Here is a 16,601-nt window from a genome sequence, read left to right on the forward strand (position 1 = left end):
TTAGGCGCGAGGCGGGAAGCGGCGGTCGAGCCAGGCGAGGACGTCCGCGCGGACCTCCTCCTGGTTCGTCTCGTTGAACAGCTCGTGCCGGGCATCCGGATAGACGAGCGTCGTGACATCCGTGAGCCCTGAGCGCGTGCGATACGCGTGCGCGAGCCGGTGCACGCTGCGGGGCCCGCCGACCGGGTCGTCGCGGCCCACGAGCAGCAGCACCGGGATGTCCCTGCCGAGGTCGCGGCGCGGCACGCCGTAGAGCCGCGCCGCCTCGACCGGGCCGAAGAGCTTCAACAGGGGCACGTCGGTCGTGAGCGGGTCATCTGCGAAGGCCCGCCACACCTCGGGATCGCGGGAGAGCCATTCGAAGCCGGTGGCATCGGGCGCCTTCCACCGCGCGTTCAGCGGCAGCGGGTTCAGGTCGGTCGGGGTGAGCAGCGCGGAGCCGGAGAGGATGACCGCGTCGTAGGCCTCCGGATGCCGGTTGAGGAGCTTCTGCGCGAGGAACGACCCCCAGGAGTGCCCGAGCAGCACGAGCGGGAGGTCGGGGTGCTCGGCGCGGATGATCTCCGTCAGCCGCCACACCGCATCGACTGCGGCGCGCAGTCCGCCCTTGCCGAGCCGGCCGAGCCGTTCCGGCCCGCCGTGCTGACGGATGCCGGTGCGGCCGTGTCCGCGGTGGTCGTCGGCGTACACGTGGAATCCGGCGCCGGTGAGCGCCTCGATGAGCTTCGGGTACCGTCCGGCGTGCTCGCCCACACCGTGCAGCAGCTGCACGACGCCGCGGGCGGGCTCCTGCGCCTCGTGCACGTCGTAGACGATCGCGATGCCGTACGCGTCGGTGAACTCCGCTGTGCGCGTCATGCCGACGAGTCTACGAGGGCGCCTGCGCGCTCCCGTGCGCCGTGACGCCGGACGTCAGGGCAGGTACGGGTACGCGGGGTACACGTATCCGGCCGCCCAGAACGGGGTGTACCCGTAGTAGCCGAAGACGCCCTCGTTGTATTCGCGGTCGTTGATCAGCTCCGGGTCGTAGCCGGGTGCCCCGGCGAGCCGTTCCCGGCTCTGGTCGATGCGCACCTCGTCGTCGCGGATGCCGGTGACGGCGTCGACGGGGATGTACGACCGGTGCTCGCCGAGCCCGAGGAATCCGCCGGAGGCGACCACGAGGAACCGCACCTTGTTCTCTTCGGTGTCGACGAGCAGATCCTCCACCTTCCCGATCTCCTCGCCGTCGGGGTCCCTCACCGTCCGGCCGCGGATGTCGTCCTCCTCGGCGACCGTGCGGTCGCTGTCCGCGAGGCTCACCAGTTCGTGCTGCGGGGTGTCCATGCTCGCTCCTTCCATGGGTGCGGGGCGGACGCCGGGCGCGACCGTCCGCCCGCACGTTCAGCGTGCCCCCGCGCCGCCGCCTTCGCCATGGGCTGGCGCGACGGTCGCCCGAGGCGCATACTTGCCCCGCCCGGCGGGGTCCGCGTGCTGCCGAGCGGGGGCGCGCACCGGCCGGAGAGGCGCCCGCTTCCGATCCTCGAGAAATTTACTTAGACTGTCTAAGTAATGCCGTCCTCGCCCGAAGCCCTCCACGACACCGCCGCCGAGCTGCGCTTCGCGGTGTTCCGCCTCGCCCGGCGCCTGCGCTGCGCCCGCGCCGTCGACGCGATGAGCGACGCACAGCTCGCCGTCCTCGCCGCGCTGCGGATGCACGGCCGCCACACGCTCTCCGCTCTCGCCGAGCGCGAACGGGTCACCGCACCCACGATGACCTCGATGATCAACGGCCTCGCCGAACAGGGGTACGTGGTCCGCATCCCGGACGAGGACGACCGCCGGCGCGTGCACGTCGAGATCACGGAGCGCGGCATCGAGCTCGTCGCCGAGACCATCCGCCGCCGCGACGAGCTGCTCGCCGGCATGATCACCGACCTCGGCCTGGACGAGAACGAGATCGCCGTGCTGCGCGAGGCCAGCGCTCTGATCCGGAGGCTGGCCGAGCGATGAGCGCCATGTTCCGATCCTTCCGGTCGTTCAACTACCGCACCTGGTTCCTCGGCGCCGTGGTGTCGAACATCGGCGGATGGATGCAGGCCACCGCCCAGGACTGGGTCGTCCTGACCGAGCTGACCGACAACGACGCCACCGCGATGGGCGTCACGATGGCCCTGCAGTTCGTGCCCCCGCTCGTCCTGGTGAGCATGACCGGCTGGGTGGCCGACCGCTTCGACCGCCGCCGCGTGCTGCTGTGCACGCAGACCGTGCTGATGCTGCTGGCGCTCGCCGTCGCGGTGCTGCTGCCCACCGGCGTGATGACCCTGCCGCTGATGTTCTGCTTCGCCGCGGCGTTCGGCGTCGCGAACGCCTTCGACGCTCCGGCCCGCCAGGCCTTCGTGTCCGACATGGTGAGCATCGAGGACACCTCGAACGCGGTCGCGCTGAACTCCGCCTCGTTCAACATGGCCCGCCTGATCGGACCCGCCGCGGGCGGCCTCCTCATCGTCGCGATCGGCTCGGGTTGGGTGTTCGTCGCGAACGCGGTGACCTTCCTCGCGATGATCGTCGCGCTGCTGCTGATCCGGCGGAGCGAGCTCATCCCGCGCGCGAAGCACCGCCGCGCCGGCGGGCTCGCGGAGGGCTTCCGCTACGTGCGCGGACGCAGCGACCTCGTCGTCGTGTTCGTGATGGTGTTCCTGATCGGCGCGTTCGGCATGAACTTCCCCATCTACGCGTCGACCATGGCCCTCGAGTTCGGCCGCGAGGCCGACGGCTACGGCCTGCTCAGCTCGGTGCTCGCCATCGGCTCGCTCACCGGCGCGCTGCTGGCCGCGCGCCGCGACCGCGCCCGCGTGCGGGTGCTCGTCCTCGCCGCCGGCGGCTTCGGCGTGGCATCCCTCGTCTCCGCCGCCATGCCCACCTACGGCACGTACGCGGCGGTGCTCGTGCTCGTCGGCTTCTCCACCGTGACCATGCTCACCACCGCGAACGGGTACGTGCAGACGACGACGGATGCCGCGCTGCGCGGCCGCGTGCTGGCGCTGTACATGGCGGTCATCATGGGGTCCACGCCGATCGGCGCGCCGATCGCGGGATGGGTGGTGGACACGTTCTCCGCGCGGGCCGCGATCACGGTCGGCGGGGTCGCCGGCATCCTCGCGTTCGGGATCGGCATCGGCTGGATGCTGTGGTCGGGACGGCTGCATCGCCGCGACGACGCCCGCTTCCGGCTCACGCTGGACGAGACGCGGCCGCTGTCGGTGATCCGGGCGATGGATCCGGCATCCTTCGACGACCGCACGGCGGCGACCACCCCGATCCGGGTGGAGCGCGAGGACTGACCGGCGCGGTTGTCAAGCACCTCGTACGCTCCGACGCCCCGGGGTAGCGTCCGCGGCATGGACGAGAACCACCACGAGAACACGCCGGGATCGGATGCCGGGCACGGGTCGGACTCCGGACACGGCTCGGAGGCCGGGCAGCGCTCGGATGCCGGGCAGCACCCGCACACGCCGGGTCAGGACCCGCAGGGGTCCGGCGAGCCGAGGCAGGCCGACGGCGCCGAGCGGCCGGCATCCGACGACTCCGCAGCCAGGGGCGGGCCGAGCAGCGAGGGCGCACGCAACGCCGAGGGCGGCGGCGCGCCGCTGGGCGGGGACGCGAACACCGAGGAGCAGCTCGACGCCGACACCGCCGTCGAGGAGGACGCCCTGAAGGCCCTCGACCCCGACGACTCCCCCGCCTGACCCGCCGCTTCGGCGCCGCGATACCGGCACTTTTCGCGACCTGGACGCGGCCGGCAGGCATCCGGGGGCCGGCGGGGCCGGGCTGTCAACCCCCTGCCGCATCCGTCTCGCCGCGCCTACCGTTGCGGCATGGACGAGAACCAGGCGATCCCCGACCCGAACGACCCCGCCCACCGGCAGGAGTTCACCGAACCGGACGAGCACGAGACATCGGCCGCCCGAGCCGACGAGGAGCCCGTCGAGAACGACCCGCAGGGCGCGACGCAGGGCGGCGCGATCCAGGGTGACAGCTCGCACGGCCACTCGCCGCACGGCGCCATCCAGGGCGACGCGAGTCCCGAGCGCGAGGACTGATCCGCGCGAGACGTGCCGTTCTGCACGAGACAGGCCGCTGTTCGTGCCGTCTCGTGCAGAACGCCGAGTCTCGCGGGGCGGTCAGCCCCCCAGCACCACCCGCAGCTGCTCCACACCCCAGTCCAGCTCGGTGGCGCGGATGACCAGCGGCGGGGCGATGCGGATGGTCTGACCGTGCGTGTCCTTCACGAGCACGCCGCGCTCCAGGAGCTTCTCCGCGACCTCCCGCCCGGATCCGCGCGCCGGGTCGATGTCGACGCCCGCCCACAGCCCGGCGATCCGCACCGCCGTGACGCCCTCGCCGACGAGGGTCTCCAGCCGGCCGGCGAGGTGCTCGCCGAGGGCGCGGGCGCGCTCCTGGAACTCGCCGCTCTCCAGCATCTCCACCACGCGCAGCCCGACGGCCGCGGCCAGCGGGTTGCCGCCGAAGGTCGAGCCGTGCTCGCCCGGGCGGATCACGCCGAGGACGTCGCGGTTGCCGACCACGGCCGACACCGGCAGGATGCCGCCGCCGAGCGCCTTGCCGAGCAGGTACAGGTCGGGCACGACGCCCTCCCGGTCGCACGCGAAGGTCTCCCCGACCCGGCCCAGCCCGGACTGGATCTCGTCCGCGATGAACAGCACGTTCCGCTCGTCGCAGATCTCCCGGATGCGGCGCAGGTACCCGTCCGGCGGGATGATCACGCCGCCCTCGCCCTGGATCGGCTCGATCAGCACGGCGGCGGTCTCGTCCGTGATCGCGGCGGCGATGGCATCCGCGTCGCCATACGGCACCAGGTCGAAGCCCGGCGTGTACGGGCCGAAGTCGACGCGCGCCTGCTCGTCGTCGCTGAAGCTGACGATCGTGGTGGTGCGGCCGTGGAAGTTGCCCTCGGCGACGACTATGCGCGCCCGGCCCTCGGTGATGCCCTTCACGCGGTACCCCCAGGCGCGGGCGACCTTGATGCCGGTCTCCACGGCCTCCGCGCCGGTGTTCATCGGCAGCACCATCTCCTTGCCGCACAGCCCGGCCAGGGCCGCTGCGAACGGCTCCAGGCGGTCGCTGCGGAAGGCGCGGCTGACGAGCGCCACGCGACCCAGCTGCTCGGTGAGCGCGGCGACGATCGCCGGATGCCGGTGGCCGAAGTTCACCGCGGAGTACGCGGCGAGCAGGTCGAGGTAGCGGCGCCCCTCCACGTCGGTCACCCAGGCGCCTTCGGCGCGGGCGATCGTCACCGGGAGCGGGTGGTAGTTCTCCGCGACGTGCGGCTCGGCGGCCGAGCCCGTCGACGCGTGCGTGGCCTCCTCGGTCACGGCGCTCACTTTCGCACCCTCCGTCGACTCGCTCCGCTGGGCGCCGCGCAGTTCGAGCGTGCAGCACTTGATGCCGCCGCCGCCGAGCAGCAGCTCGGACAGGTCGACGGTGATCGGGTTGTAGCCGCGCTCGCGCAGCTGCCGCTCGAATCCCTTGGCGCGCGGCGAGATGATCACGTTGTAGCCGTCGCTGGCGGAGTTCAGGCCGAACACGGCGCCGTCCTCGTCGGAGACGAGGATCGCGTCCGGGAACCGCTCCTCGAGGATCGCGCGGCTGGCCTCGTCGAACGCGCCGGGGAGGTAGGCGATGTTCGCCCGCTCCGGCCCGCCGTTCTCCACGCCCTCGACCGGGTCGAGCACGGCGAGCGCGGTGTCCAGGTGGTAGAAGCGCGGGTCGACGAGGTTCAGCGAGACCACCTCACGGCCGAAGACCTCCCCCACCTCGCGGTGGCTGTCGCCGGTGGAGCGGAAGCCGGTGCCGGCCAGGATGACGTCGCCGGCGAGCAGGAAGTCGCCTTCGCCCTCGTTGACCTCCTCCGGCTCGATCGTCTCGAAGCCGTGGCTGCGGAACCACTCGGCGAAGGCCGGGGCCTCGCCCGCGCGCTCGACGAAGCGGAACTTCGGCACGTAGGCGCGACCGTCGATGACGAACCCGCCGTTGGCGGTGTAGACCATGTCGGGGTAGTCGGCCAGCGGTTCGATGAGCTCGACCTCGTGGCCCAGCTCGAGGTACAGGTCGTACAGCTTCTGCCACTGCGCCACGGCCTTGGCGGTGTCGGTGGGCCTGGCCGGCTCCATCCACGGGTTGATCGTGTAGCTCACCGTGAAGTGCTCCGGGCGGCACATCAGATAGCGGCGGTGGTGCGCGATCCGCGCGGGCGCGGTCGTCACGGCGGTCTCAGGCGTCGACATGGATGCTCCTCGGAAACGGATGCGGCGGACGCTGTCCACAGGCCCGGCGGTCCTTCGACCCGCTGCGCGGCGGCGGGGAAGATGCGACTCGGGCACGCCGCGTTCATTCTCTCACCGAAGTCTGTGCATCGCCAGCATCCCGAGGAGCGGACGGGGTCCTGGCGCGCGGGCGTCGGCGCGCCAGGACCCGGTCGATCACTCGTCGGCGGGGTCCGACGCCTGCTGGGGGAGCGTGTCCCAGAACGACGTGTCGGCGGTCTCCACCTCGCCGCTCGCCACGGCGCGGATGGTGCTCTCCAGGGTGACGCGTCGAGATGCCGTACTCGGCCGCGATGCCGTTGCGGGTTCGCGGTGCCGCCGACGTACTTGCCCAGGTGCCCCCAGCCGGTCGGGTCCACGCTGGCGTAGACCACGGCGCCCAGCCGCTTCGAACCTTCCAGCACGGCCGGGTCCACATCGGGGGTGGTCGGGTACAGGATCGACCCGGAGACCAGCGTCCCGTCGACCCGCGACTGCGTGCCCTGGTGGTGCAGGTCGATCATGTAGTCGAGCGGGAAGTCGACGTCGCCCATCGCGCCGTCGGGGTTGAGCATCGGCAGCACCAGGATGTTGATGTCGTCCAGCACGTCGGCCATGCGACCGGTGCCCAGGTGCTTGATCACCTCGAGCTCGAGAGCGTCCTGCCGCGCGTCCTGCGCCTTCAGCTCCTGCACCATCGAGTCGTAGGTGTGCAGGTTCGCGGTGTTGACCGTCTCGTGGCGTTGTAGCCAGGGCAACTCGAAACGGATCCAGGGAAGATACGGCGGTGCATGTCAGATGACGCCGCTGCTCCAGTCGTCCGGGTTGCCGAACCGGTGCGCGGTGATGGTCACCGACTGTTCGTGCACGAAGGGCAGCAGCTCCAGGCGTCCGGCCGAGGTGACCTCGTCGTCGTACACGGCGAGGCCGGGGTCGCCGTTCACGGCCCGGGCGAGGTCGCGGTGCAGGGCGGCGACCGCCTCCCGGCCGCCGATGAGCCGCACGCGCGCGATCGCGGCGAGCGCGGCCGGCGCGACATCCGCCTCGGCGTCGGTCTCGGGCGGGGTGGCGGATGCGGGCTCAGCCGGGGTCTCGTGCCGGCGCGCCATCCGGTCGATCCACTCCGCGTCGGACTCCACGGCCACGAGCACGTCGAGGCCGCCGAGCTCGCGGCGGACGGCGGCGGGGAGTCCCTTCGGCACCGACAGCAGGAAGCGGGCGCCCGAGCGGATGCCGGCGATCACCACCCGCAGCACCTCCTGCAGCGGAGCGTCCGCGGTGGCCCTCAGCGCCACCGGCACCGGCCGGTAGCGGAACAGGTTCCGCTCGACGCCCAGGCGGGACACGTCGCGCACCTGGCCGAATTCGCGGTCCCACACCACGGCATCCGACAGCGCGGACTGCCGCAGCCACTCGAAGGCGTCGAAGTCGAGCGAGGGCTGGGCGGACTCGATGAGCGCGGAGATGCGGCTGTCCAGACCGCGCAGGTGCAGGGTGCTGGAGGACTTGCCGCGCGGACGCGAACGCCACGAGCCCAACCGGATCAGGTAGTTCGCTCCGCCGACCTTGGCCCCCGGCCCCACCGAGGACCGCTTCCACCCGCCGAACGGCTGCCGCTGCACGATGGCCCCGGTGATGCCGCGGTTGACGTACAGGTTGCCCGCCTGCGCCCGATCCAGCCACAACGCCAGGTCGTCGGGGTCCTGGGTGCACAGCCCGGCGGTGAGCCCGAACGGCACGGCGTTCTGCAGGTCGATCGCCCGGGCCAGGGTGGGCGCGTGCATGATGCCGAGCACCGGCCCGAAGAACTCCTCGAGGTGCATGCGCGAGCCGGGCTGCACGCCGACGCGGATGCCGGGGGTCCACAGCCGCCCGCTCTCGTCGCCGGGCACCGGCCGCGGCTTCACCAGCCACTGCTCGTCGCCCTCCAGTTCGGTGAGCGCCCAGGCGAGCTTGCCCTGCGGCCGTTCGATGACCGGCCCGACCTCGGCGCGCGGGTCGGACGGCCAGGCCACGTGCAGCGACCGGGTGGCGTCGACGAGCTGACGGCGGAAGCGCTTGGACCGGCCGACCGGCCCGACCAGGATCGCCAGCGACGCCGCCGAGCACTTCTGCCCGGCATGCCCGAAGGCGCTGCGCACCAGATCGGCCACGGCGAGGTCGAGGTCGGCTGTGGGCGCGATGATCATGGCGTTCTTGCCGCTGGTCTCCGCCAGCAGCGGCAGGTCCGGACGCCAGGAGCGGAACAGCGCCGCGGTGTCCCACGATCCGGTCAGGATCACCCGCTCCACGTCCGGGTGCGCGATCAGCTGCCGGCCGAGGTCGCCCTCGTCGATGTCGACCAGGGCGAGCACGTCCCGCGGGATGCCGGCCTGCCACAGGGTCTCCGCGATCACCGCCGCGCAGCGCCGCGCCTGCGGCGCCGGCTTGAGCACCACGCCCGAGCCGGCGGCGAGCGCGGCGAGCACACCCCCGGCCGGGATCGCCAGCGGGAAGTTCCACGGCGGGGCCACCACGGTCACCCGGGCCGGCACGAACACCGCGCCGGTCACGCCGTCCAGTTCGCGGGCCGTCGCCGCGTAGTACTTCGCGAAGTCGACCGCCTCGCTGACCTCGATGTCGGCTTCGGCGAACACCTTCCCGGTCTCGACCGCGGCGACCTCGATCAGCTCCCCGCGGCGGGCTTCGAGCGCGGCGGCCGCGCGCTGCAGGATCTCGGCCCGCTCCGCCGCCGGGCGGGAGCCCCACCCGACGCTCGCGTCGCGCACCCGCTGCACGGCGCGGTCGAGCATGTCCGGGTCCTCGATGCGGGCCTCGCGCAGGGCGGATGCACCGAGCGCGGCGCCTCCTGCATCGGCATCCGCGATGCGGGCGAGGATGCCCCGCGCCCACTCGCGGTTCGCGGCGAGCGAGGGATCGCTGTCCGGCGTGTTCGCGAAGCCGGGCGCGCCCTCGGCGCGGGCGGCCGCGGCGGCCTCCTGCCGGGAGTAGACCGCGGTCTCCAGGAAGGGGTCCCCGCCGGCATCCGATCCGCGCGAGATGCCGAGCACCGCGCGGGTGAGATCGACGTCGGATGCCGGTGCCGGCGCGACCGGGCGCACCGCCTCATGCACCGGCGCGGTGCGGTCCTGGGTGCGCCGAGGGCCGATCCGCAGGGTGTCGTCAGCGGAACGGGCGACGGAGTCAAGGAAGCGCAGCCGCTCCCGTTCGAACAGCGACGGGTCGTCGGCGAGGTGGAAGGCGGCCGAGAGGAAGTTCGACGGGGAGGCGTTCTCCTCCAGGCGGCGGACCAGGTAGCTGATCGCGACGTCGAACTCGTCCGGACGCACCACCGGCACGTACAGCAGCACCCCGCCGACCTCGCGCGACACGGCAGCGACCTGCGCCTGCGCCATGCCGAGCAGCATCTCGAACTCCACCGCCTCGCGCACGCCGCGCTCCCCCGCGAGCAGCCAGGCGTAGGCGATGTCGAACAGGTTGTGCCCGGCCACGCCGACGCGCACGGCGGCGGTGTTGCGGGGCTGGAGCGCCTCGTCCAAGCAGCGCAGGTAGTTCGCGTCGGTGTCGAGCTTGCTCTGGTACGGCGCCTGCGGCCAGCCGTGCATCACGGCGTCCACCTTCTCCATGGGGAGGTTCGCGCCCTTCACCAGGCGCACCTTGATCGGCGCGCCGCCGTGCTCGACCCGGTCGCGTGCCCACGCCGTGAGCTCGCGCAGCGCGGGCAGCGCGTCGGGCAGGTAGGCCTGGATGGCGATGCCCGCGGACAGGTGCTTCAGCCGCGGGTCCTCGAGGATGCGGGTGAAGACCGCGATGGTGAGGTCGAGGTCCTTGTACTCCTCCATGTCGAGGTTGAGGAAGGTGGGTCCCTGGCTCGCGGCGGTGAGGTACAGCGGCAGCAGCCGCTCCACGGTGGCGTCCACGACCTCGTCGAAGGCCCACAGTGAGATGCGGCTCATGATCGCCGACACCTTCACCGACACGTGATCGACGTCCTCGCGGCGGATCAGCTCGTGGATGCCGTCCAGGCGGCGGCGCGCCTCGGCCTCCCCCAGCACCGCCTCGCCGAGGAGGTTCAGGTTGAGGCGGACGCCGGTGCCGCCGGCCGCGCTCTCGCGGACCCGCTGCAGGGCGGGCCCGAGCTTGTCCGGCCGGGCGTCCACGATGAGGTGGCCGACCATCTCGCGCAGCACGCGCCGGGCGATCGGCACGGTGGGCGCCGGGATGACCGGTGCGACGGCGCCGCCGAGCCGCACCACCCCGCGGAGGTACCAGGGCAGGAAGCCGGGGGCGAGCGGGGCGACGCGCTGCAGGTTCGCGGCGGCGGCGGTCAGGCTCTCCGGCCGCATCACGCCGTCGACGAAGCCGATCATGAACTGCAGGCCGTGCGGGTCGCGGAGCACCTCGGTCAGCCGTGCGGCGGCGGGATCGGCCGGTGTCACGGCCGTCTCCTGCACCCAGCGGCGGGCCAGTTCGACCGCGGCGTCGGCGAGACGCTGCCCCGGTCCGGACGACGACTCCTCTGCCATGTCCCCAGCCTATGCGGGGCATCCGCCGCGGACGCCGAACCGGGGCTCGCGTCGGCGGGGGCGGACTCTATGCTGGTGCCGAGGGAGGTCTGCTCGTGGGGGAGCTCGGCGAGGCGGATGCCGCGAAGCGCGCAGGGTCGGAGGCCCGGGCGACCGCGTGGGTCCGGAAGATGGCCGATCGCGTGCCGACGGGCTGGATCCTCACCGCGGCCGGCGCGATCCGGCCTGCTGTGGGACACCGCCGAGCCCGAGGAGTGCGTGCCGACGCTCGACGGCGAGACGGCCGAGCCGTATCAGCTGGTGCTGCCGTACGTGGTGCCCGAGGACGCCGAGGGGCCGTTCTGGGTCGATGTGGAGCCGCTGTTCGCCGAGTCGCGGTTCGTGCGCTTCACCGTGGATCCGTGACGGCGGTGCGCGGCGACGCGGTCGGCAGGACGCCGGCGGCGGCGGTGATGGCTGCAGCATCCGCCTCCTCCACGGTGACCGGGGCATCCGCATCCGTCCTCGCGTCCTGCGCACGGCGCAGCATGCCGAACGTGGTGTCGTACGCGCCCGCGAGCAGCGCCAGCCGGATCGGCTCGACGATCAGCGGCGGGATCAGGAAGATCACCGGCCAGTACACCGCCCAGAACGCGTGCAGGTCGTGCGGCCCGATCCAGCGGCTCACCCCGTAGCGCAGCCAGGACTCCGCCACGACGACCGCCGTGTAGAGCAGGGCGTACGACGCGATGATCACCGGCCCCGCCCGCCACATCAGCAGGATCGCCCTCCAGATCGGCAGCACGCGGGAGCCGAGCTCGGTGCCCAGGTCGCGCAGCCGGCGCATCACCGGGTTGGGCACCCGGGCGACCCGCTCGCGCATCTGCTCCACGAGCCGGTGCTGGATGGTGAGCTTCTCGGCGACGATGGCCTGGCCGTAGACGACACCGGCGACGGTCAGCCAGGACAGCGGCGCGAGCAGCACGGGACCGGCCTGCGAGATGAGCCAGCCGAGGGCGTCGCCGGCCCAGACGAAGGGCGCGAACCAGCCGGCCACGGCGGCCCGCGCGTCGCCGAGCCACACCATCGCCACCCGCGTGTCGACCCAGGCGGATGCCGCGTCGCTGAGGTCCTTGAGCAGCAGCAGCGAGAAGAACACCCAGACGACCTCGCAGTACACCGCGGCAAGCGAGAGCGCCTTCGGCAGCCGGCTCGACCAGCGTCCCCACGCCCACCGCGCGGCGAAGGCGGCGGCGATGATGAGCACGGTCCAGACGTTGAAGGACAGCTCGAGCACGTTGTCGCCCGGGTCGAAGGTGCGGTCCGTCCCGAGCGTCGCCCCGATCTCCTCCCTGTTCTTCGCCAGCGCCCGCAGCGCGTACGCCTGCACGTCGTCGCGCAGCAGGCCCTGCGCGGCGTACACGGCGAAGAAGGGCAGGATGCTGGCGAGCAGCGCGGTGAGGAAGGAGCGTCGCCGTTCGGCGGCGGACTCGGGCAGCGGGGCGACGCTCTGCAGCGAGAGCAGCCCGTCGCGCAGCACGAGCAGCATGCCGACCAGGCTGATCAGGCGGGCCCGCTCACGCCCAGACGCTCGGTGCGGGCGCCTTCGTGGACGGCAGCGCGGACGCCTCCGCCCAGGCGTGCACCCAGTCCTCGACGCCGGGCACGCCTTCGGGGTGGCCGACCGCGGCGAACAGCTCCTCGTGCGACACCGTGCCGCCGCTGCGGCGCAGCATCCGTGCCCGCACGATCACGCGGGCGTACACCTCGCCGTCCACCACCGCCCGGTGCTCCATGAACAGCGCCTTGTCGTCGTGACCGGTGAACCGGGTCTCGATGTCGAAGCGCTGCCACAGCTCGAGCGACTTGCGGAAGGTGACGGTCTCGCTGGAGACCACGGCGTACCAGCCGCGCCGGCGCATGGCGTCGAAGAGGCCGCTGCGGATGAGCAGGTCCCAGCGGCCGAGGTCGAACAGCGACAGGTACCGGCCGTTGTTCATGTGGCGGAGGATGTCGAGGTCGGTGGGCAGCGTCGTCAGGCGGATGCGGCCCACGTCGGTCACCTCGACGGTGTCGCCGCGGCGGGCACGACGGCGGGCCTGCCAGATCACGAGGAGGGTGCGCCAGATCACGTTCACGAGGCCCGATGGTAGCCATCCGGGAGCGGACGCCGGAATCCGTTGTCGATTCCGCACAGAGGCGGGGGTGTCCGACCCGTCGATTTCACCTCCGCGGCGACCGCGCGTAGAGTCGCGGCATGAGCGCCGAAGCCCAGCCCGACATCATCGTCCGTCCTGTCCGCGATGTGGACGCGGAGGCTCTGGGTCGTGTGCACGCGCAGTGCTGGCACGAGACCTACGACCACCTGATCAGCAAGGCCGCGCTGGCGAAGGTCGAGCCCCGCCGGCTCGCGGAGCTGTGGACGCACTGGGCCGCTCAGGGCCCGCAGTTCAAGATGAGCGCCGCCCTCGTCGACGGCGAGATCGTCGGCTTCGTCGGGTCCGGCCCCGCACGCGATCGGGATGCCCCCGCGCTGCGCGAGCTGTACTTCATCTACCTGCTCGACAAGTGGCACGGCACCGGCATCGGCCAGCGTCTGTTCGACGCGGCGGTCGAGAAGGACGAGCCGCTGTACCTGTGGGTGGCCGAGGACAACCCGCGCGCCCACCGGTTCTACGCCCGCAACGGCTTCCACCTCGACGGCGCGAAGCACACCGAGCCGTTCCTCGGCGAGACGCTGACGGAAGTCCGGTTCGTCCGCTGAGCCGGTGACGACGGCCGGCACCGGCCTCCGTCGCCGGTTCCGGCATCCGCTCGCCGGCATCCGCGCGCCTGAGCGGGCTCACAGTGCGCGGATGATGTCCTCCACGCGCTCCTTGGCGTCGCCGAAGAGCATGTGCGCGTTCTCGCGGAAGAACAGCGGGTTCTGCACGCCGGCGTAGCCCGCGGCCATGGACCGCTTGAACACGATCACGTTCTCCGCCTCCCACACCCGCAGCACCGGCATGCCGGCGATCGGGCTGCCCGGATCCTCCGCGGCGGCGGGGTTCACGGTGTCGTTCGCGCCGATGACGAGGACGACGGAGGTCGAGGCGAAGTCGTCGTTGATCTCCTCCATGCCGAGCACGATGTCGTACGGCACCTTGGCCTCGGCGAGCAGGACGTTCATGTGACCGGGGAGGCGTCCGGCGACGGGGTGGATGCCGAAGCGCACGGTCACCCCGCGGTCCCGCAGCCGGGCGACGAGGTCGGCGACGGGGTACTGCGCCTGCGCGACGGCCATTCCGTAGCCGGGGGTGATGATCACGCTCTGCGCGTTGGCCAGCATCCCCGCCGCGGTCTCCGCGGTGATCTCGCGATACTCCCCCATCTCCAGCTCCGGGGAGGAGGAGGCGGCGATGCCGAACCCGCCGGCGATCACCGACAGGAACGACCGGTTCATCGCCCTGCACATGATGTACGACAGGTACGCACCGGACGATCCCACCAGCGCGCCGGTGACGATGAGCAGGTCGTTGTTCAGCAGGAAGCCGGCGGCGGCCGCGGCCCAGCCGGAGTAGCTGTTCAGCATCGACACCACCACCGGCATGTCCCCGCCGCCGATCGAGGCGACCAGGTGCCAGCCCAGCGCGAACGACAGCACGGTCACCGCGATGAGCAGCCACAGCTGCTGGTCGATCACGAACCACACCGTGAGCACGAGGAAGGCGACCAGGGCGAGCACGTTCAGCACGTTCTTGCCGGGCAGCGTCAGCGGGCGTGAGGAGATCCGGGCGGACAGCTTCAGGTACGCCACGATCGAGCCGGTGAAGGTCACCCCGCCGATGAAGACGCCGATGAAGACCTCGGCGTCGTGGATGCCGGCCAGCGCGGCCGGGATCTCCGGGTGGGCGAGGTGCCCGTTCCAGCCCACGAGCACGGCGGCAAGGCCGACGAAGCTGTGCAGCAGGGCGATCAGCTCGGGCATCCCGGTCATCTTCACCACCCGCGCCCGCCACAGCCCGATCGCGGCGCCGACGAGCACCGCGGCACCGAGCAGGGTGAGGCCGAGCGCGGCGCCGGCTCCGCCCCAGGCCCCGGCGATCGTGAGCGCGAGGGTCGCCAGCAGCGCGATCGCCATGCCGGCGATGCCGTAGACGACGCCGTTGCGGGCGGACTCGTGACGGCTGAGACCGGCCAGACTCAGGATGAACAGCAGCGCGGCGACGAGGTAGGCGGCGCCGGCGAGCGCGTCGACGGTCACTTCTGCGCACCCTTCGTGAACATGGCCAGCATCCGGCGGGTCACCGCGAAGCCGCCGAAGATGTTGATGCTCGCCACCAGCACGGCGATCGCGGCGAGCACCTGGACCACGGGGTTCGGGTCGGTGACCTGCAGCATCGCACCGACCACGATCACACCGCTGATCGCGTTGGTGACCGACATCAGCGGCGTGTGCAGGGCGTGGTGCACCTTGCCGATGACGTAGAAGCCGATCACCACGCTCAGCACGAGCACCGTGAGGTGCTGCGGCAGCGGAGGCGGCGCGAACGCGTTCACCAGGAACAGCGCCGCGATGCCGAGCGCGATCAGTCCCGCCCGGCGGCCGGCGGGCATCCCCTTCGGCTCGGGGACCGCGGCCGCGGGCGCGGCGGCGGGCACGGATGCCGGCGGCGTCGCCGCGACCTGCACCGGAGGCGGCGGCCAGGTGATCTCCCCGTCGCGGACGACGGTGACCGAGCGCTGCACGACGTCGTCGAAGTCGATGGCGAGCCGGCCGTCCTTGCCGGGGGTGAGCAGGGCGACGAGGTTGGCGACGTTCGTGCCGTACAGCTGCGACGCCTGCGAGGCCAGGCGCGAGGCGAGGTCGGTGTAGCCGAGGATGATCACGCCGTTCGCGGTGACCACCCGCCGGCCGGGGACGGAGCCCTCGACGTTGCCGCCCTGCCCGGCCGCCATGTCCACGATGACGCTGCCCGGCTTCATCCGCGCCACGTCGGCGGCGGTGATCAGCCGCGGCGCCGGCCGCCCCGGGATGAGCGCCGTGGTGATGATGATGTCCACCTCTGCGGCCTGGGCGGAGTAGAGCTCGGCGGCGCGCCGGTCGTAGTCCGCGCTGGTCGCCCGGGCATAGCCGTCGGTGGACTTCTCCACCTCGACGTCGACCGCCAGGTACTCGCCGCCGATCGAGGCGACCTGGTCGGCGACCTCGGGGCGCGGGTCGGTGGCGCGGACGATCGCACCCAGGCTGGATGCCGCGCCGATGGCCGCGAGCCCGGCGACGCCGGCGCCGGCGACGAGGACCTTCGCCGGCGGCACCTGTCCGGCGGCGGTGACCTGCCCGGTGAACAGCCGGCCGAACTCGTGGGCGGCCTCGATCACCGCCCGGTAGCCGGCGAGGTTGGCCATGGAGCTGAGCACATCCATCGACTGGGCGCGGGAGATCCTCGGCACCGCGTCGAGCGCGATCGCGGTGAGTCCGCGCTGGGCCAGCTGCTCGAGCAGATCCGGACGCAGCGCCGGGGAGAGCAGGGCGATGATCGTGGCGCCGTCGGCGAGCCGGGCGATCTCCGCCTCGGTGGGGGCGTCGATCTTCAGCACGATCGCGCTCGCCCACGCGGTGGCGGCGTCGACGATCCGGGCGCCCGCCTCGCGATACGCCTCGTCGGGATAGGAGGAGCGGTCACCGGCGCCGGTCTCCACGACGACCTCGTAGCCGAGCGCCTGGAGCTTCGTCACCGTCGCCGGGGTCGCGGCCACCCGCGCCTCGTCCAGGCGCTCCTGCACGATTCCGATCTGCGTCACTGCATGT

The 16,601-nt window shown here is 72.3% G+C and carries 14 protein-coding genes and 1 pseudogene; 6 read left to right on the forward strand and 9 right to left on the reverse strand.

Going from position 1 to position 16,601, the window contains the following annotated elements:
• The gene (locus JSY13_RS11130) at window positions 1–858 is read right to left on the reverse strand and encodes an alpha/beta fold hydrolase (protein WP_259606725.1); all 858 of its coding nucleotides are present in this window, start codon (window positions 856–858) and stop codon (window positions 1–3) included.
• Between the two features lie 54 nt (window positions 859–912).
• Complete coding sequence (locus JSY13_RS11135; RefSeq protein ID WP_259606726.1) at window positions 913–1,326, reverse strand: PRC-barrel domain-containing protein; 414 nt, start codon at window positions 1,324–1,326, stop codon at window positions 913–915.
• Between the two features lie 225 nt (window positions 1,327–1,551).
• On the opposite strand from JSY13_RS11135, the gene JSY13_RS11140 reads away from it, so the two are divergent.
• The 4 genes from JSY13_RS11140 to JSY13_RS11155 all read left to right on the forward strand — a co-directional run bounded on the left by JSY13_RS11140 (window position 1,552) and on the right by JSY13_RS11155 (window position 4,082).
• Window positions 1,552–1,992: a MarR family winged helix-turn-helix transcriptional regulator gene (locus JSY13_RS11140; RefSeq protein WP_259606727.1), complete on the forward strand. Its 441-nt coding sequence runs from the start codon at window positions 1,552–1,554 to the stop codon at window positions 1,990–1,992.
• Between the two features lie 5 nt (window positions 1,993–1,997).
• Window positions 1,998–3,323, forward strand: a complete 1,326-nt coding sequence (locus JSY13_RS11145) for an MFS transporter (RefSeq protein WP_259608206.1) — start codon at window positions 1,998–2,000, stop codon at window positions 3,321–3,323.
• Between the two features lie 57 nt (window positions 3,324–3,380).
• Window positions 3,381–3,728 carry a hypothetical protein gene (locus JSY13_RS11150; RefSeq protein WP_259606728.1) on the forward strand — a complete coding sequence of 116 codons (348 nt, stop codon included), beginning with the start codon at window positions 3,381–3,383 and terminating at the stop codon, window positions 3,726–3,728.
• Between the two features lie 129 nt (window positions 3,729–3,857).
• A complete protein-coding gene (locus JSY13_RS11155) occupies window positions 3,858–4,082 on the forward strand; it encodes a hypothetical protein (RefSeq protein ID WP_259606729.1) in 225 nt (74 codons plus the stop codon).
• A gap of 81 nt (window positions 4,083–4,163) precedes the next feature.
• On the opposite strand, the gene rocD is transcribed toward JSY13_RS11155, so the two are convergent.
• The 3 genes and pseudogenes from rocD to JSY13_RS11175 form a co-directional block, all read right to left on the reverse strand.
• Window positions 4,164–6,287 (reverse strand): ornithine--oxo-acid transaminase, encoded by a 2,124-nt coding sequence (rocD, locus tag JSY13_RS12755; RefSeq protein ID WP_432806411.1) that lies wholly within the window; start codon window positions 6,285–6,287, stop codon window positions 4,164–4,166.
• 195 nt (window positions 6,288–6,482) lie between these two features.
• Window positions 6,483–7,036 (reverse strand): annotated as a pseudogene (locus JSY13_RS11170) (M14 family metallopeptidase); the annotation flags it as partial.
• Between the two features lie 63 nt (window positions 7,037–7,099).
• On the reverse strand, window positions 7,100–10,831 hold the full coding sequence (locus JSY13_RS11175; protein ID WP_259606730.1) for a bifunctional proline dehydrogenase/L-glutamate gamma-semialdehyde dehydrogenase: 3,732 nt from the start codon (window positions 10,829–10,831) through the stop codon (window positions 7,100–7,102).
• Window positions 10,832–11,089: 258 nt separating this feature from the next.
• Here JSY13_RS11175 and JSY13_RS11180 point away from each other — a divergent pair, with 258 nt between their 5' ends.
• Entirely contained in the window at window positions 11,090–11,236 is a 147-nt protein-coding gene (locus JSY13_RS11180) for a hypothetical protein (protein WP_259606731.1), read from the forward strand.
• On the opposite strand, the gene JSY13_RS11185 is transcribed toward JSY13_RS11180, so the two are convergent.
• Together JSY13_RS11185 and JSY13_RS11190 are read right to left on the reverse strand one after the other, a co-directional pair.
• Complete coding sequence (locus tag JSY13_RS11185) at window positions 11,220–12,359, reverse strand: hypothetical protein (protein ID WP_259606732.1); 1,140 nt, start codon at window positions 12,357–12,359, stop codon at window positions 11,220–11,222. The two genes, JSY13_RS11180 and JSY13_RS11185, sit on opposite strands and share 17 nt — an antisense overlap.
• A gap of 28 nt (window positions 12,360–12,387) precedes the next feature.
• Complete coding sequence (locus JSY13_RS11190; RefSeq protein WP_259606733.1) at window positions 12,388–12,948, reverse strand: acyl-CoA thioesterase; 561 nt, start codon at window positions 12,946–12,948, stop codon at window positions 12,388–12,390.
• Window positions 12,949–13,067: 119 nt separating this feature from the next.
• On the opposite strand from JSY13_RS11190, the gene JSY13_RS11195 reads away from it, so the two are divergent.
• A complete protein-coding gene (locus JSY13_RS11195; RefSeq protein ID WP_259606734.1) occupies window positions 13,068–13,574 on the forward strand; it encodes a GNAT family N-acetyltransferase in 507 nt (168 codons plus the stop codon).
• Window positions 13,575–13,652: 78 nt separating this feature from the next.
• On the opposite strand, the gene pntB is transcribed toward JSY13_RS11195, so the two are convergent.
• Window positions 13,653–15,053 (reverse strand): Re/Si-specific NAD(P)(+) transhydrogenase subunit beta, encoded by a 1,401-nt coding sequence (gene pntB, locus JSY13_RS11200; protein ID WP_259606735.1) that lies wholly within the window; start codon window positions 15,051–15,053, stop codon window positions 13,653–13,655.
• Window positions 15,050–16,594, reverse strand: coding sequence for a Re/Si-specific NAD(P)(+) transhydrogenase subunit alpha (locus JSY13_RS11205; protein ID WP_259606736.1), 1,545 nt, complete (start codon window positions 16,592–16,594; stop codon window positions 15,050–15,052). The genes pntB and JSY13_RS11205 overlap by 4 nt, the downstream gene beginning before the upstream one ends.
• Between the last annotated feature and the right edge of the window lie 7 nt (window positions 16,595–16,601).

It is taken from the genome of Microbacterium neungamense, assembly GCF_024971095.1.
GTDB lineage: Bacteria > Actinomycetota > Actinomycetes > Actinomycetales > Microbacteriaceae > Microbacterium > Microbacterium neungamense.

Coding starts and splice junctions, on each gene's coding strand:
- JSY13_RS11130 (WP_259606725.1), bottom strand. CDS start 858: ATGACGCGCACAGCGGAGTTCACCGACGCGTACGGCATCGCGATCGTC.
- JSY13_RS11135 (WP_259606726.1), bottom strand. CDS start 1,326: ATGGACACCCCGCAGCACGAACTGGTGAGCCTCGCGGACAGCGACCGC.
- JSY13_RS11140 (WP_259606727.1), top strand. CDS start 1,552: ATGCCGTCCTCGCCCGAAGCCCTCCACGACACCGCCGCCGAGCTGCGC.
- JSY13_RS11145 (WP_259608206.1), top strand. CDS start 1,998: ATGTTCCGATCCTTCCGGTCGTTCAACTACCGCACCTGGTTCCTCGGC.
- JSY13_RS11150 (WP_259606728.1), top strand. CDS start 3,381: ATGGACGAGAACCACCACGAGAACACGCCGGGATCGGATGCCGGGCAC.
- JSY13_RS11155 (WP_259606729.1), top strand. CDS start 3,858: ATGGACGAGAACCAGGCGATCCCCGACCCGAACGACCCCGCCCACCGG.
- rocD (WP_432806411.1), bottom strand. CDS start 6,287: ATGTCGACGCCTGAGACCGCCGTGACGACCGCGCCCGCGCGGATCGCG.
- JSY13_RS11175 (WP_259606730.1), bottom strand. CDS start 10,831: ATGGCAGAGGAGTCGTCGTCCGGACCGGGGCAGCGTCTCGCCGACGCC.
- JSY13_RS11185 (WP_259606732.1), bottom strand. CDS start 12,359: ATGCTGCTCGTGCTGCGCGACGGGCTGCTCTCGCTGCAGAGCGTCGCC.
- JSY13_RS11195 (WP_259606734.1), top strand. CDS start 13,068: ATGAGCGCCGAAGCCCAGCCCGACATCATCGTCCGTCCTGTCCGCGAT.